General features: G+C 71.4%; 12 protein-coding genes. 9 read left to right on the forward strand and 3 right to left on the reverse strand.

What is annotated here, in order from left to right; all coding sequences use genetic code 11:
• The first annotated feature begins 2 nt into the window (after positions 1-2).
• The 3 genes from ACIOMQ_RS26495 (at position 3) to ACIOMQ_RS26505 (ending at position 3,752) form a co-directional block, all read left to right on the forward strand.
• Positions 3-962, forward strand: a complete 960-nt coding sequence (locus tag ACIOMQ_RS26495) for an ABC transporter ATP-binding protein (RefSeq protein ID WP_362199917.1) — start codon at positions 3-5, stop codon at positions 960-962.
• Positions 963-1,032: 70 nt separating this feature from the next.
• A complete protein-coding gene (locus ACIOMQ_RS26500; RefSeq protein ID WP_362199920.1) occupies positions 1,033-1,788 on the forward strand; it encodes an ABC transporter permease in 756 nt (251 codons plus the stop codon).
• Positions 1,785-3,752, forward strand: coding sequence for a TOMM precursor leader peptide-binding protein (locus ACIOMQ_RS26505; RefSeq protein ID WP_362199923.1), 1,968 nt, complete (start codon positions 1,785-1,787; stop codon positions 3,750-3,752). Before ACIOMQ_RS26500 ends, ACIOMQ_RS26505 begins: the two co-directional genes overlap by 4 nt.
• Positions 3,753-3,970: 218 nt before the next feature.
• Here the strand turns inward: ACIOMQ_RS26505 and ACIOMQ_RS26510 are convergent, their stop codons facing one another.
• The gene (locus ACIOMQ_RS26510; RefSeq protein WP_073790073.1) at positions 3,971-4,147 is read right to left on the reverse strand and encodes a thiazolylpeptide-type bacteriocin; all 177 of its coding nucleotides are present in this window, start codon (positions 4,145-4,147) and stop codon (positions 3,971-3,973) included.
• Between the two features lie 215 nt (positions 4,148-4,362).
• Between ACIOMQ_RS26510 and ACIOMQ_RS26515 the strand changes: the two genes are divergently transcribed.
• On the forward strand, positions 4,363-5,634 hold the full coding sequence (locus ACIOMQ_RS26515) for an amidohydrolase (RefSeq protein WP_401266563.1): 1,272 nt from the start codon (positions 4,363-4,365) through the stop codon (positions 5,632-5,634).
• Positions 5,631-5,924, forward strand: coding sequence for a hypothetical protein (locus ACIOMQ_RS26520; protein ID WP_389795634.1), 294 nt, complete (start codon positions 5,631-5,633; stop codon positions 5,922-5,924). Before ACIOMQ_RS26515 ends, ACIOMQ_RS26520 begins: the two co-directional genes overlap by 4 nt.
• Before the next feature lie 69 nt (positions 5,925-5,993).
• Here ACIOMQ_RS26520 and ACIOMQ_RS26525 read toward each other — a convergent pair whose 3' ends face one another.
• The gene (locus tag ACIOMQ_RS26525; RefSeq protein WP_362200022.1) at positions 5,994-6,992 is read right to left on the reverse strand and encodes a LuxR C-terminal-related transcriptional regulator; all 999 of its coding nucleotides are present in this window, start codon (positions 6,990-6,992) and stop codon (positions 5,994-5,996) included.
• Positions 6,993-7,460: 468 nt separating this feature from the next.
• Here ACIOMQ_RS26525 and mfd point away from each other — a divergent pair, with 468 nt between their 5' ends.
• Positions 7,461-10,991 (forward strand): transcription-repair coupling factor, encoded by a 3,531-nt coding sequence (gene mfd / locus ACIOMQ_RS26530; RefSeq protein ID WP_401757369.1) that lies wholly within the window; start codon positions 7,461-7,463, stop codon positions 10,989-10,991.
• Here the strand turns inward: mfd and ACIOMQ_RS26535 are convergent.
• Positions 10,969-11,382 (reverse strand): ATP-binding protein, encoded by a 414-nt coding sequence (locus tag ACIOMQ_RS26535; protein WP_401757367.1) that lies wholly within the window; start codon positions 11,380-11,382, stop codon positions 10,969-10,971. The two genes, mfd and ACIOMQ_RS26535, sit on opposite strands and share 23 nt — an antisense overlap.
• A gap of 155 nt (positions 11,383-11,537) precedes the next feature.
• On the opposite strand from ACIOMQ_RS26535, the gene ACIOMQ_RS26540 reads away from it, so the two are divergent.
• The 3 genes from ACIOMQ_RS26540 (at position 11,538) to ACIOMQ_RS26550 (ending at position 14,296) form a co-directional block, all read left to right on the forward strand.
• Entirely contained in the window at positions 11,538-12,080 is a 543-nt protein-coding gene (locus tag ACIOMQ_RS26540; RefSeq protein ID WP_402190634.1) for a GntR family transcriptional regulator, read from the forward strand.
• Positions 12,077-12,856 (forward strand): GntR family transcriptional regulator, encoded by a 780-nt coding sequence (locus ACIOMQ_RS26545; RefSeq protein WP_362199935.1) that lies wholly within the window; start codon positions 12,077-12,079, stop codon positions 12,854-12,856. Before ACIOMQ_RS26540 ends, ACIOMQ_RS26545 begins: the two co-directional genes overlap by 4 nt.
• Before the next feature lie 693 nt (positions 12,857-13,549).
• A complete protein-coding gene (locus tag ACIOMQ_RS26550) occupies positions 13,550-14,296 on the forward strand; it encodes an IPT/TIG domain-containing protein (RefSeq protein ID WP_401266572.1) in 747 nt (248 codons plus the stop codon).
• Positions 14,297-14,511 lie beyond the last annotated feature (215 nt).

Here is a 14,511-nt window from a genome sequence, read left to right on the forward strand (position 1 = left end):
CCATGACCCCCACCGCCCCGTCCGCCTCCCCGGGGAACCAGACCGGCCCGGACGGCGGCCCTCCGCCGGCGGCCGTCGTACTCGACGACGTCCACAAGCGGTACGGCGACACGCATGCCGTCGACGGGGTGTCCCTCACCGTGCCGCGCGGCGAGTTCTTCGGGCTGCTCGGCCCCAACGGGGCGGGCAAGACCACCCTGGTGGAGATCATGGAGGGGCAGCGCAGGGCCGACTCCGGGACCGTGACCGTCCTCGGCACCAGCCCCTGGCCGCGCAACGCGGCCCTGCTGCCCAGACTCGGCGTGCAGACCCAGACCTCGGCGTTCTTCGTCCGTCTCACCGCCCGCGAGCACCTGCGCACCATGGCCGCCCTCTACCGGACGGACCGTGCCGCGGCCGAACGCGCGCTGGACTCCGTCGGCCTCACGGAGCAGGGCGACACCCGGGTGGACGACCTCTCCGGCGGTCAGCGCCAGCGGCTCGCCATCGCCTCCGCACTCGTCCACGAACCCGAACTGATCTTCCTGGACGAGCCGACCGCGGCCCTCGACCCGCAGGCCCGCCGGACCCTGTGGCAGGTGCTGCGCGACCTCAAGGGCGCGGGCCGCACCATCATCTACACCACCCACCACCTCGACGAGGCGGAGGCGCTCTGCGACCGCGTCGCCATCATGGTCGGCGGCTCCGTCGCCGCCCTCGACAGCCCCGCCCGCCTGATCGCCGCGGCCGGCCCCACCACCAGGCTGCTGGTCCCCGCCGGCCGCCTGACCGTCGACCAGGCACGGGCCATCGAGGGCGTCGACAACGTCACCGAGGAGCCGGACGCGCTCGTGCTGGAAACCCTCGAATCGGGCAGGGTGCTGGCCGCCGTCGACGCCCTGGCCGGACTCCAGGGCGTGCAGACGCGCACCGCGAGCCTCGAAGACGTGTACCTGACGCTCACCGGAGCCCCCCAGCCGTAAGGGGCCGGACCCCCCCCCACACGCAGCCCCATCACCCTCGCACCCAGCAGCGATACGGAGACACCCCCCGATGAGCGCATACGCGGCGCTGAGCCAGGCCGGATACCGGGCCTACACGCGCGACAAGACCACCCTCTTCTTCACCTTCGCCTTCCCGCTCATCTTCCTGGTGGTCTTCGGACTGATCTTCCACGGGCAGACGGTCGAGGAGAGCGGCAAGCCGTACATCAACTACATCGCCCCCGGCGTCCTGTCGTGGGGCGTCGGCAACGCGGCCGTGTTCGGAGTCGGATTCGTCCTCATGCAATGGCGGCGCGACGACATCCTGCGCCTCATCCGGATGACCCCGACGCCGGTCTCCGCCGTCCTCGCCTCCCGCTACGTCCTGGCGCTGGGCATCGGCGCGGTGCAGGCCGCGCTCTTCGTCGCCGTGGCCCTGCTGCCCTCGTTCGGCCTCCGGCTGGACAGCCGCTGGCCGCTCGCCCTGCCGGTGCTGGTCATCGGCATCACCGCGTTCCTCGCGCTGGGCGTGATCGTCGGCAGCTACGCGAAGACGCCCGAAGCCGTCGCCGCCGTGGCCAACTGCCTGATGATCCCCATGGCCTTCCTGTCCGGTTCGTTCTTCCCGCTGGACGCCATGCCGGCCTGGATGCAGAACCTCTCCCGGGTACTGCCGCTGCGCTACCTCAACGACGGGATCTCCGGAGCCCTGACCGGCGACGGCACCACCGCGGACATCGGCCTGTCCTGCGCGGTGCTCGCCGGCTTCGCCCTCGTCCTCTGCGCGATCGCGCTCAAGACCTTCCGCTGGAGCGACAAATCATGACGACCGCCACCGCCGACCCGCCCGTACGCGGCGAGAGCCCGCTGGAAGCCGCCCGCGCCGACCTCCAGCACGAACTGACCCTCCGGTACAGCAGGCTGTCCGCACCGGCGGGACTCCCGGCCCCGCTCGTCGTCCCCCTGGGCGCGGCCGACACCCTCGGCTTCGGCCGCCCCGACCCGTACGCCGGAATCCGGCCCGCCGCCAACGTCCAGCTCACGTCCCGCGCCGTGCTCATCGGCCCCTGGGGCGGCGGGCCCGGCGCCGCGGCCTGCGGTCAGTGCCTGGCCATGCGCTGGCAGCGGCTGCGCAGCCGCTCGGAGCGCGAGGCCCTGGAGCTCGGCGGCGCGCCGCACGGCGCCGTCGACTGGCCGGTCCTCACCGACTACGCGGTCGACGCCGTCTGGGCCGTCCACCGCGCCGCACTGGGCGGCGGCCACGACACCCCGGACGCGACGCCCGCCGACCGCGCCCTGCCCCGGGTCACCCGGATCGACCTGGTGACCCTCGCCACCGCGACCTTCCCGCTCCTGCCGGAACCCCTGTGCCCCTCCTGCGTCCAGGAGGTCCCCGACACCGCCGTATCGGCCCGCATGGTCCTGCGCCCCACACCCAAACCGGACCCGGACGGCTACCGGCTGCGCCCCCTCGCCTCCTACCCCCTGCCGACCGCGGCCCTCGCCAACCCGGTGTGCGGCACCCTGGGCTCCGACATCTGGATCAATCCGACGTCCACCACCACGGCACCGGTCGCCGGCACCCATTTCGTACGCGGCTACGCCGGCCTCAACGACGTCACCTGGAGCGGCCAGGCCAACAGCTACGACACCAGCCGCGTCCTCGCCCACCTGGAGGGCCTGGAGCGGTACGCGGGCACCACGCGCAGACGCGGCACCTCGCCCGTCGTCGGCTCCTACACCCAGCTGGCCGACCGGGCGCTCGATCCCGCCGACTGCGGTCTCTACGCCCCCGAGACCTACGCGAGCGACCCCATGGTGTCCCCGTTCGACCCGGACCGGCCCATCCCCTGGGTGTGGGGCCACTCCCTGCGCGACGGCCGGCCCGTCCTGGTGCCCGCCAGGCTCGCCCACTACAGCGCCGGGGTCGAGGCCGACAACTTCGTCTTCGAGTGTTCCAACGGCTGTGCCACCGGCGGCAGTCTGGAGGAGGCGATCCTCTTCGGACTCCTCGAAATCATCGAGCGGGACGCCTTTCTCCTGGCCTGGTACGGCCGTGCGCCCCTCGCCGCGATCGATCTCGGGACCTGCCGCTCCCCGGCCGTCCGCACGATGACCGACCGGGCCGAGCTGCACGGCTACGACGTCCATGCCTTCGACACCCGGATGGATCTGGCCGTCCCCGTCGTCACGGCCCTCGCGGTGCGCAGGGACGGCGGGTACGGGACGCTGTCGTTCGCCGCCGCCGCGGGATTCGACCCGGAGAGCACCGTCGAGTCCGCCCTGTCCGAAGTCCTCACGTACATTCCCCACCTGCCCTACCAGGTTGCCGAACGCCACGGCGAACTCACCGCCATGTCCCAGGACTTCACCCTCGTACGGCAGCTGAAGGACCATGCCCAGCTCTACGGGCTGCCCGCGATGACCGAGCACGCCAAGGAGTACCTGGAGCCCGTCGCCGTTCACCCGCTGGCCGGCACCTTCGGCGACTGGGAGCCGCGGCGCCCTCGCACCGGAGACCTGCTGGACGACCTGAACCTGCTGTGCGGCCAGCTCGCCGCCGCCGGGCACGACGTCATCGCGGTCGACCAGACCACTCCCGAGCAGCGCCGGATGGGCCTGCACACCGTCGCCACCGTCGTCCCCGGCTTCCTGCCGCTGGACTTCGGCTGGACCCGGCAGCGCGCCCTGCTGATGCCCCGGCTGCGGACCGCGCTGCGGGCGGCGGGGCGGCGGGACGGCGATCTCCCGGAGTCCGCGATCAAGCACGTCCCGCACCCGTTCCCGTGACCGGCGCCGAGGTGACGGACGTGGGAGCGGCGGACGCGGGCGGGACGGACGCGGGCGGGACGGATGTGAGTGCGACGGACGTGGACGGGGCGGACGCGGGCGCGATGGATGCGGGCGCGACGGGCGCGGGCGGGGCTGATGCGGGTGCGACGCCCGCGAGCCCCCTTCGCGTGCGTTCCGCGAAGAGGGCTTGTGGACCTGCGCGAGGTGCGACCGGGTCAGGCGCAGCAGGAGGTGGTGCTGGTGGTGCTGGAGCAGGTCGACGTCGAGGAGCAGGACGTCGAACCGGCGAGCACGACCTCCGCCGCGTCCGAGTAGTCCGAGATCTCGAAGGTCTCCGACTCCAGCTCCAGGATCTCGTCGGCGAGGGTGGCGAGCTCGGTCTTGGGGGCCATGGTGTTCTCCCTTGGGTCGTGGGGACCGGCCGGCCGATCCGGCGCTGTTCCCCTGCGTCATTGCCATTGCAGCGGGGGCCGCTGTCAGATCGGCCGCGCTTCCGCTGTCAGATCGCTGGCACCCCATGACAGCGGAACGCCGAATTCCTGAAGCCGGTGCGGCGCAGGCTCATGGACCGGACCCCACCCGCCCCAGCGGAACGAGGTGAGATGACATGAAGGAGAACCCCACCCCACCCGAACCCCCGCCGCCGGTACCGCCCCCGGCCGTCCCGCGAGCGGTGCTGCGTCCCGCGGTCGAGCTGTACCTCGATGTGCATGCCCACCCGGAGCTCTCCGGGACGGAGCGGCGCACCGCCGACCGGTTCGCCGCCCGGCTGGAGGCGAGCGGCTGCACGGTCACCCGCAAGGTCGGCGGCGGCCACGGACTCGTGGGCGTCCTGCGCAACGGAGCCGGTCCGACCGTCATGCTCCGCACCGAACTCGACGCGCTCCCGGTCACCGAGCGCACCGGCCTCGCCTACGCGAGCACCGTGCCCGGCGTGATGCACGCCTGCGGCCACGACCTCCATCTCGCCGCGGTCGCCGGAGCGGTGGCCGAACTCTCCCGGACGCGCTCCGGATGGAGCGGCACCGTCCTGGTGGCGGGCCAGCCCGCCGAGGAGACGCTGACCGGGGCACGGGACATGCTGGCGGACGGGCTGTACGAGCGGTTCGGCACTCCGGACGCGGTCCTCGCCCAGCACAGCTCGCCCGCGCCCGCCGGCACCCTCGCGCACGCCGCGGACTTCCGCACCCCGCTGATGGCGGCCAGCGCGGCGGTGGACGTCACCCTCTACGGCCGCGGCGGTCACGCCGGTACCCCGCACCTCGCCGTCGACCCGGTCCTGGCGGCGGCGGCCACCGTCCTGCGGCTCCAGTCCGTCGTCTCGCGGGAGACCGCGCCGGCCGAGCAGGCGGTGCTGAGCATCGGAATGCTGCGGGCCGGAGAACGCGGCAACGTGATCCCGGAGAAGGCCGAACTGGCCCTGTGCATGAGGGCGCTGTCCGAGCCGGTGCTCGACCGGATGACGGCCGCCGCGCTGCGGATCGTAAGGGCCGAGAGCGCGGCGTCCGGCTGCCCGCGGGAACCGGACTTCGCCGTCACCGCGCGTTCGCCCGCCCTGCTGACCGACGCCGCCGCCACCGCGTCCGTACGCGGGGCCCACGAGGCGCTGTTCGGCCCGGAGCGGGTGGCGGACTGCGGTCCCCTCACGGCGACCGAGGACTTCTCGGCGTTCGGCTCCGGGGGCGTGGCGACGGTGTACTGGATGCTCGGCGTGACCGGGGTGCGGCAGTGGCGCGCCGCCCGGGGCGGCGGGCCGCGCGTACCGCCCAACCACGCGCCGGAGTTCGCCCCGGACGTGCGTACCGCCCTGCCGGCCGGGATCGCGGCGATGGCCTCGGCCGCCCGACAGGTGCTGGCCCCGGAAGGGGGCACGCCGTGACCCGCCCCGACAGGGAGGCCGCCCCCGGGCCGGAGGCCGTGCACGCCCCGGGCCATGTCGATGTGGTCGCCGTCCGCCGGGACGGCGCCGCCCCGACCGGCGAGACCACCGTCGTACGCCTGTTGAGTCTGCTCCCCGCCCACTGGGCCTGCACGCCGCGAGCGGTGGGCCCCGACCGGATCGCCCTGCGCATCGCCCTGACCCCTGCCGTCGACGGGCGGGCGGTCCGCCGTGCCGTCTCCAGTGCCCTCGCCGACCGGGCACTGGAGGGCTGGGCGGAGGAGCGGTGAGGGTGCGGGAGCGATGCGGAAGCCGGTCCGGGCGGGCCCGCGCCAGGAGCCCGGGACCGCGACCCGCGCTCAGATCCAGCCGCGCTCCCGGGCCAGCAGCGCCGCCTGGGCGCGGCTCGCCGCGCAGAGCTTCTGCATCAGATCGGCGACGTACCGCCGGTAGGTGCGCACCGAGACGCCCAGCTCCCGGGCGCCCGCCTCGTCCTTGCCCACGGTGCACATCGACACCAGCACCCGCCGCTCGGTCTCCGACAGGCCGTCGTCCGCCGTCCCGGTGTCCTCGCCGCTCGCCTGCGAGAGATCGTCCGCCTGGTCCCAGATCTTCTCGAAGAGGGCGATGATGTTGGAGACCAGACCGCTGCGGTGGGCGAGCAGCGCGCCGCGCGAGGTGTCGCGCGGGTCCAGGGGGACCAGCGCGGCTCTGCGGTCGTACACCAGCAGCCGTTCGGCGGTGTGCGCCGTCACCCGGATCGAGGCCCCGTGCGCGGCCAGCTCCCGCAGATAGGCGGCGGTCGCCGGATCCCGCAGCGCGGCCTGTGCGACGACGTTCCGGATGCGCACACCGCGCCGCAGACAGCGCAGATCCAGCGGGCGCGAGCGGGCGATGTTCTCGGGCGACAGCTTCGTGTACGGCTCCACGGAGAGGATCTCGTCCCGGGCGAAGAAGGCGAGGTCGTCGATCCGGTTGCGGATCTGGGCGAGCCCCTCCAGCTGCTCGATGCCCGGCGGAGGGGGTCTTCGCGCTCCCTGCTCCGCGCGTAGACCGTCGATGACATGGCGGGACCGGGTGACGCGTTGCAGCTCCTGGTGGAGGGCGTGCAGGCGTAAATCGATCAGCCGGGCCAGCGCGACCTCGGGGTCCGTCGGGAAAATGCGCTGGTCGGGGCCTTCCGGATGCAGCAGCCCGAGCTCCTGGAGGCGGTCGACGCACGAGCGGGCGACCTGCGGGTCGATGTGCAGCAGGAGGTGCAGGTCGTCGGTGGCGGTGCCGGGGTTGCGCAGGAAGTGCCGGTAGATCTCTTCCTCGGCCTCCGAGACCCCGAATACGGACATCTCGTTGTCGCCCACGTGTGCCCCCGCCTGGTCCATGCGCGGCCGCGCACCTCCGGGGGTCGCCCTTGAGTGCTGGTCGACGGCTGCCGTACTCGCTGCCCGTGCAACTGTCTGTGGAATCTTCGGCCAAAGCGTAGACGCTGGGACCGTTTCTGTGACGATCCCGGACACAACTGTGTGGGATACGGAGATGAACGGTGCGTGGTCCGCGACGAGCGGTGCCGGACGCGCGACGGGCGGCGCCGACCGAACCGGACCGGTCCCGGCAGTGCGCCGGCCCCGGGGCGGACCGGCGGCCGCGCGCCGTCCGCCGTCGTAATCGGGCCGCGCGCCGTGCGCCGCGGGGCGATTGCGCACGCGGCTGCCACGGGGGAGTCGTAGGCTTGAACCCCCGGCCCGTGAGACGTGTCGGGTCCTTCGCGTTGCCCCCTGGCAGCAGCCGGCTGCCAGACCTCGCCCTCGTTACCCGGACGGAAGCCCTTCATGAGCCTGCACGGTCTGCTGGATGTCGTCGTACGTGACCCGGCACTCTCCGAAGCGGTGAAGGCCGCCACCGACGGCCACCGGATGCATGTCGACCTCGTCGGTCCGCCCGCCGCCCGCCCCTTCGCCGTGGCCGCGCTGGCCCGTGAGGCCGGGCGGACCGTGCTCGCCGTCACCGCGACCGGCCGGGAGGCCGAAGACCTGGCGGCCGCGCTGCGCACCCTGCTGCCGCCGGACACGATCGCGGAGTTCCCGTCCTGGGAGACCCTGCCGCACGAGCGGCTCTCGCCCCGCTCCGACACCGTGGGCCGCCGCCTCGCCGTGCTGCGGCGCCTGGCGCACCCGCGGACGGACGACCCGGAGACCGGCCCGGTCAAGGTCGTCGTCGCACCGGTCCGCTCCGTGCTCCAGCCGCAGGTCAAGGGGCTCGGCGACCTGGAGCCCGTGGCGCTGCGCATCGGACAGAGCGCCGACCTCGGCAAGACGGTCGAGGCGCTCGCGGCAGCCGCGTACTCCCGGGTCGAACTGGTCGAGAAGCGTGGCGAATTCGCGGTGCGCGGCGGCATCCTGGACGTCTTCCCGCCGACCGAGGAGCACCCCCTTCGGGTGGAATTCTGGGGCGACGACGTCGAGGAGATCCGCTACTTCAAGATCGCCGACCAGCGGTCGCTGGAGATCGCCGAGCACGGGCTGTGGGCGCCGCCCTGCCGTGAGCTGCTGCTGACCGACGAGGTGCGCGAGCGAGCCGCCGCCCTCGCCGAGCTCCACCCGGAGCTGGGCGAACTGCTCGGCAAGATCGCCGAGGGGATCGCGGTGGAGGGCATGGAGTCCCTCGCCCCGGTCCTCGTCGACGACATGGAGCTGCTGCTCGACGTCCTGCCCAAGGGCTCGATGGCGCTGGTCTGCGACCCGGAGCGGGTCCGTACCAGGGCGGCCGACCTGGTCGCCACCAGCCAGGAGTTCCTCCAGGCGTCCTGGGCGGCGACGGCCGGTGGCGGCGAGGCCCCGATCGATGTCGGCGCGGCCTCCCTGCGGGGCATCGCGGACGTCCGCGACCGGGCCCGCGAGCTGGAGATGATGTGGTGGTCGGTCTCCCCGTTCGCCGCGGACGACGAGCTCGACGAGGACACCCTCAAGCTCGCGATGCACGCCCCGGAGTCGTACCGGGGCGACACCGCCCGCGCGCTCGCCGACACCAAGGGCTGGATCGCCGACGGCTGGCGCACGGTGTACGTCACCGAGGGCCAGGGGCTCGCCTCCCGTACCGTCGAGGTGCTGAGCGGCGAGGGCATCGCCGCCCGCCTGGACCCCGACCTGGCGGAGATCTCCCCGTCGCTGGTCCACGTCTCCTGCGGCGCGATCGACCAGGGCTTCATCGATCCGGCGCTCGGGCTCGCCGTCCTCACCGAGACGGACCTGACCGGCCAGCGCACCGCCACCAAGGACCTGGGCCGGATGCCGGCCCGCCGCCGCAAGACGATCGACCCGCTGACACTGGAGACCGGCGACTACATCGTCCACGAACAGCACGGTGTGGGCCGCTACATCGAGATGGTGCAGCGCACCGTGCAGGGCGCCACCCGCGAGTACCTCCTGGTCGAATACGCCCCCGCCAAGCGGGGCCAGCCCGGCGACCGCCTCTACATCCCGACCGACCAGCTGGAACAGGTCACCAAGTACGTCGGCGGCGAGGCGCCCACCCTGCACCGGCTCGGCGGCGCCGACTGGACGAAGACCAAGGCGCGCGCCAAGAAGGCGGTCAAGGAGATCGCCGCCGACCTGATCAAGCTCTACTCGGCGCGGATGGCGGCGCCCGGCCACGTCTTCGGCCCCGACACCCCCTGGCAGCGCGAGCTGGAGGACGCCTTCCCGTACGCGGAGACGCCCGACCAGCTCTCCACCATCGCCGAGGTCAAGGAGGACATGGAGAAGTCCGTCCCGATGGACCGGCTGATCTGCGGCGACGTCGGCTACGGCAAGACGGAGATCGCCGTGCGGGCGGCGTTCAAGGCGGTCCAGGACGGCAAGCAGGTGGCCGTTCTCGTCCCGACCACCCTCCTGGTCCAGCAGCACTACGGCACGTTCACCGAGCGCTATGCGCAATTCCCGGTCAATGTGCGGGCGCTCAGCCGCTTCCAGTCGGAGTCCGAGTCCAAGTCGACTCTCGAAGGGCTCCGCGAAGGCTCCGTCGACCTGGTCATCGGCACCCACCGCCTCTTCTCCTCCGAGACGAGGTTCAAGGACCTGGGCCTGGTCATCGTCGACGAGGAACAGCGCTTCGGCGTCGAGCACAAGGAGCAGCTGAAGAAGCTCCGCGCCAACGTGGACGTCCTCACCATGTCCGCGACGCCCATCCCCCGTACGCTCGAAATGGCCGTGACCGGCATCCGCGAGATGTCGACGATCACCACGCCGCCCGAGGAGCGCCACCCGGTCCTCACCTTCGTCGGCCCCTACGAGGAGAAGCAGATCGGCGCGGCCATCCGCCGTGAACTGCTCCGCGAGGGCCAGGCGTTCTACATCCACAACCGCGTCGAGTCGATCGACCGGGCCGCCGCGCGACTGCGCGAGATCGTCCCCGAGGCGAGGATCGCCACCGCCCACGGCCAGATGTCCGAACAGGCCCTGGAACAAGTGGTGGTGGACTTCTGGGAGAAGAAGTTCGACGTCCTGGTCTCCACGACGATCGTCGAGTCCGGCATCGACATCTCCAACGCCAACACCCTGATCGTGGAGCGCGGCGACAACTTCGGCCTCTCCCAGCTCCACCAGCTGCGCGGCCGCGTGGGCCGTGGCCGCGAGCGCGGTTACGCGTACTTCCTCTACCCCCCGGAGAAGCCCCTCACCGAGACGGCCCACGAGCGCCTGGCCACGATCGCCCAGCACACCGAGATGGGCGCGGGCATGTACGTGGCGATGAAGGACCTCGAAATCCGCGGCGCCGGAAACCTCCTGGGCGGCGAACAGTCCGGCCACATCGCGGGCGTCGGCTTCGACCTCTATGTACGCATGGTCGGTGAGGCGGTCGCCGACTACCGGGCCTCCCTCGAAGGCGGCGTGGAGGAGGAACCGCCCCTGGAGGTCAAGATCGAGCTCCCGGTCGACGCCCACGTCCCCCACGACTACGCGCCCGGCGAGCGGCTGCGCCTCCAGGCGTACCGCGCCATCGCCTCCGCCAACACCGAGGACGACATCAGGGCGGTCCGCGAGGAACTCACCGACCGCTACGGCAAGCTCCCCGAACCGGTCGAGAACCTGCTCCTGGTCGCGGGCCTGCGCATGCTGGCCCGCGCCTGCGGCGTCGGCGAGATCGTGCTCCAGGGCTCGAACATCCGGTTCGCCCCGGTCGAGCTGCGCGAATCGCAGGAGCTCCGCCTGAAGCGCCTCTACCCGAAGACGGTCATCAAGCCGGCCGTCCACCAGATCCTGGTCCCCCGCCCCACCACCGGCAGAATCGGCGGCAAGCCGGTGGTCGGCCGTGAACTGCTGGCGTGGACGGGGGAGTTCCTCACGACGATCCTGGGGTCGTGAGGGGCGCGGGCGCGGTTTTGAACACCAGCCACACGGTCTTGCCGACGACGTGATCATCGACCCCGGAGCCGTCGGCGAGTTCGCTCGCCAGGTGTAACCCGCGCCCGGAACAGACGTCGTCCTCGGGGCACTGGACCACCGGCCGACCGGGTCCGCTGTCACGGACCTCCAGGCGCACCAGCTCCTCGCCCCGGTGGAGTCCGACGCAGAACTCGCGCCCGGGTGGCGCGCCATGCAGCAACGCGTTGGTGGTGAGTTCCGAGACGCACAGCTTTATGTCCTCGATCAGAGGATGGAGATCCCACTCGATGAGGACATCGACGACGAAGTCGCGTGAGGCACCAACGGAGGTGCGCCTGCGGGGAAAGCGTCGTTGCTGCGACAGGGACACGGTGGTTCACCGCCTTGCTCGCGGGCCGTAAGGTGATGATGACTGTGCTGCTATTCACGAAAAGCAGCAAGGTTTACTCTGTGGGGGGTGCGACCCGATCGCCTACCGAGTGATGCGGCAGGCTGGTACGGGCGTTGGCTACGGAGGAGAAGGACATGGGCGGCAGTGAATGGATCAGCACTTCGGTGCCGTACCTCGCCGCGTCTCCCGGAGTCCGAGGTGACGTCTGGGCTGCGGAGGCTGCCGCAGAGGGCCGTCGGGGCAGTCAGCGCATTGTGCAGGCGGGCGAGGCGGAGGCTCCGGGGGCGGTCGCGGAGTTGCTGGGTATGCCCGAGAGGCAGAGCGTCATTGCCCGGCGCAGGATCATGTATCTCGACGGTGAGCCGTGCGAGTTGACGGATACGTACTATCCCGTGGGCATCGCGGGCGGTACCGGCCTGGCAGGGACCGCCAAGATTCCGGGCGGGGCGATCAGGCTTCTGGCGGAGCTGGGTCATGTCGGCGTACGTGTACGCGAGGACGTGACCGCGCGGCAGGCGACCGAGTACGAGCGGGAGCAACTGCGTTTGACGGCCGGTGAACCCGTACTGCAACTGACCCGGCTCACGCTGGACGACGCGGACCGTCCCATTCAGGTCGACGTGATGGCCATGCCGCCACGGCGCCAGAAGTTGCGGTACGAGATCAGGATCGGATGACTGTGCCCAGACCCGAAGCGGATGTCGTCGACCGCCGCTCGCTGCACGAGCGCATCGCGGCCGACCTCAGGGATCAGATCATGGGCGGGGACCTTGCTCCCGGTGCCAGTCTGCCGTCCACCGTGCACCTCAAGGCGCGGTTCAACGCCTCGAACGCGACGGTGCAGAAGGCACTGCAGCTGCTCAAGGACGAACAGTTGGTGGTCGGCAGGGCGGGTGCCGCGGTGACGGTCCGCGAACACCGACAGCGAACCGTGCGGCCGGCCTCGTACATGGCTCCGGCAGGTTCGGGCGAGCCGTACCGCTGGCTGACCGAAGCGGCCAAGAGCGGCTCCCGCGCGCACAGCACACTCCTTGAGGTCGTCGAGGTCGAACCGCCGGCAGACGTTGTCGAAGCGCTCCGGCTCTCGAAGTCCGGCACCGCACTCCTGCGGCGACAACTTCTCATGGTCGACGACGAACCTGCCGAGCTCGTTGCGTCGTACTACCCGCTGGAGATCGCCCGGGGCACGGCGATGGCGGAGCACCGAAAGATCCCCGGTGGCACGCCGACCCTGCTCGCGGAAATGGGCTACCCACTCCGGCTCAGTGTGGACCGCGTGTCCGCGCGGGTGCCCACGCAGGATCAGTATCAGGCACTCCGGCTGCCCGGTGGGCTGCCGGTTCTGCGGACGCTGCGCGTCGTCTACAGCGACGACGAACGGCCCATCGAAGCGACCGTCATGGTCAAAGCGGGCCATCTGTACGAGGTGCAGTACGAGTTCGTTCCCGAGTGAGCAGTGCCCCGGATTTCGATCGAGCCGGGAGACGGGCCGGCCGGGCACGTCGTGGGCGGCCCAGACACGGGCGCCCTTGTTGTCACCCCAGGGACAGGCATCGAGCACACCTGTCCCGCACGACTGCTCCGATCGAGTGACACGGCAACCTGGGGCTTGTGGCATATGCCGGGACCTGGGTTACTGAAGTTATCCAACCAATGGGCAGCCCGTACCGCTCGGGGAGCGTGGTGCCGGGGTGGGTTGTCACTCTTCACACGTGGGGAGGGTGCAGGTCTGCCGGGATCGCGATGGGCACTCCGAGGGGTTGGATCGCCAGTCGGTGCCGCTTGCGCGGTGCCGGCTGGCTTGTTTTGTGCGCCAGGCGGAGGCCGATGGAGTACGCCGGTGGTACGCAGGCGCTCGCCGTGGCGCGTTTTGCCATCCAAGTCCCGTGATTGGCGCCTTGTCAGGGATGGCTCCCTGTGGAGTACTTGAAGCAGCGAACCGGTGGGCCGCCCATCCCAAGACCGGGGAACACGACAAAGGGCGGTGTCTGCCGGTTCTTCCTTTGTGCACCTATGAGGGAACTCCGTCGACCCGACGGCACGGTTCAGCCGCCCGTCCTCCCGCAAGGGTCTCCGCGAAGGCCGACCCGGCAGCCCCCGGTTCCGCCGTGTCCTCTGTCCCATCCTGTCAGCGAGGAGTCTCTCCATGCCCATCTCTCCGAACCAGGGATCCACCGGCGGTGGCACTCTGGTGACCATCACCGGTACGAACCTGTCCGGCACCACCGCCGTCACCTTCGGCACCAAGCCGGCCACCAACGTCACCAACGTCTCACCGACCCAGGTCACGGCCGTATCGCCCTCGGGCACCGGCCCCGTCGGGGTGACCGTGACCACCGCGGGCGGCACGAGCAACCCGATTCAGTTCTTCTACGTCGGAGCCCCGTTCAAGTCCTCGCTCGCGCCGACCTCCGGCCCCCTGGCGGGCGGCAACACGGCCACGATCAACGGTGTTGGGCTGGCGACGGCCACCAGTGTGTCTTTCGGCGCCAACACCGCCACGCCGACGGTCGTCTCCGACACCCAGCTCACCGTCACCGTGCCGGCGGGCGCAGTGGCGGGCCCCGTCGGAGTGAGCGTGACCACTGCGGGCGGGACGAACAACGGTCTGTCCTACACCTACGTGGACGTCCCCACTGTGACCACTGTCGCACCGGCCTCCGGGCCGACGTCCGGCGGTACGGGGGTGACCATCACCGGCACCAACCTCGCCACCACCCAGTCGGTCACCTTCGACGGCAACCCGGCACCGTTCTCCGTGGTGAGCTCCACCACGGTCTCGGCGGTGACGCCGCCCGGCACCGCCGGCGCGGTCGACGTGGTGGTGACCAACCTGGCCGGCTCCGACACGGCCGCCGACGCCTTCACCTACGTCGCGGCTCCCGGCATCTGACCCCCACCCACGCTGCCGCCCGGTCTTCACCGGGCGGCAGCGTGCCTTGACCACCGCTTCCCGGGCGGTAGTTCTCACCCTCTCCGCCACCCGACCACGTGATCCTCGATGGACGGACGTCCCTCATCCGCCGACGCCCCAGATGCGGCGGTTTCTCCCAGCCCGGACCGGTATCCGCGTCACCCCGGGCTTCGCCCAGGCCGACATAGGAGCAT

It is taken from the genome of Streptomyces sp. NPDC087845, from assembly GCF_044742755.1.
Taxonomy (GTDB): Bacteria; Actinomycetota; Actinomycetes; order Streptomycetales; family Streptomycetaceae; genus Streptomyces.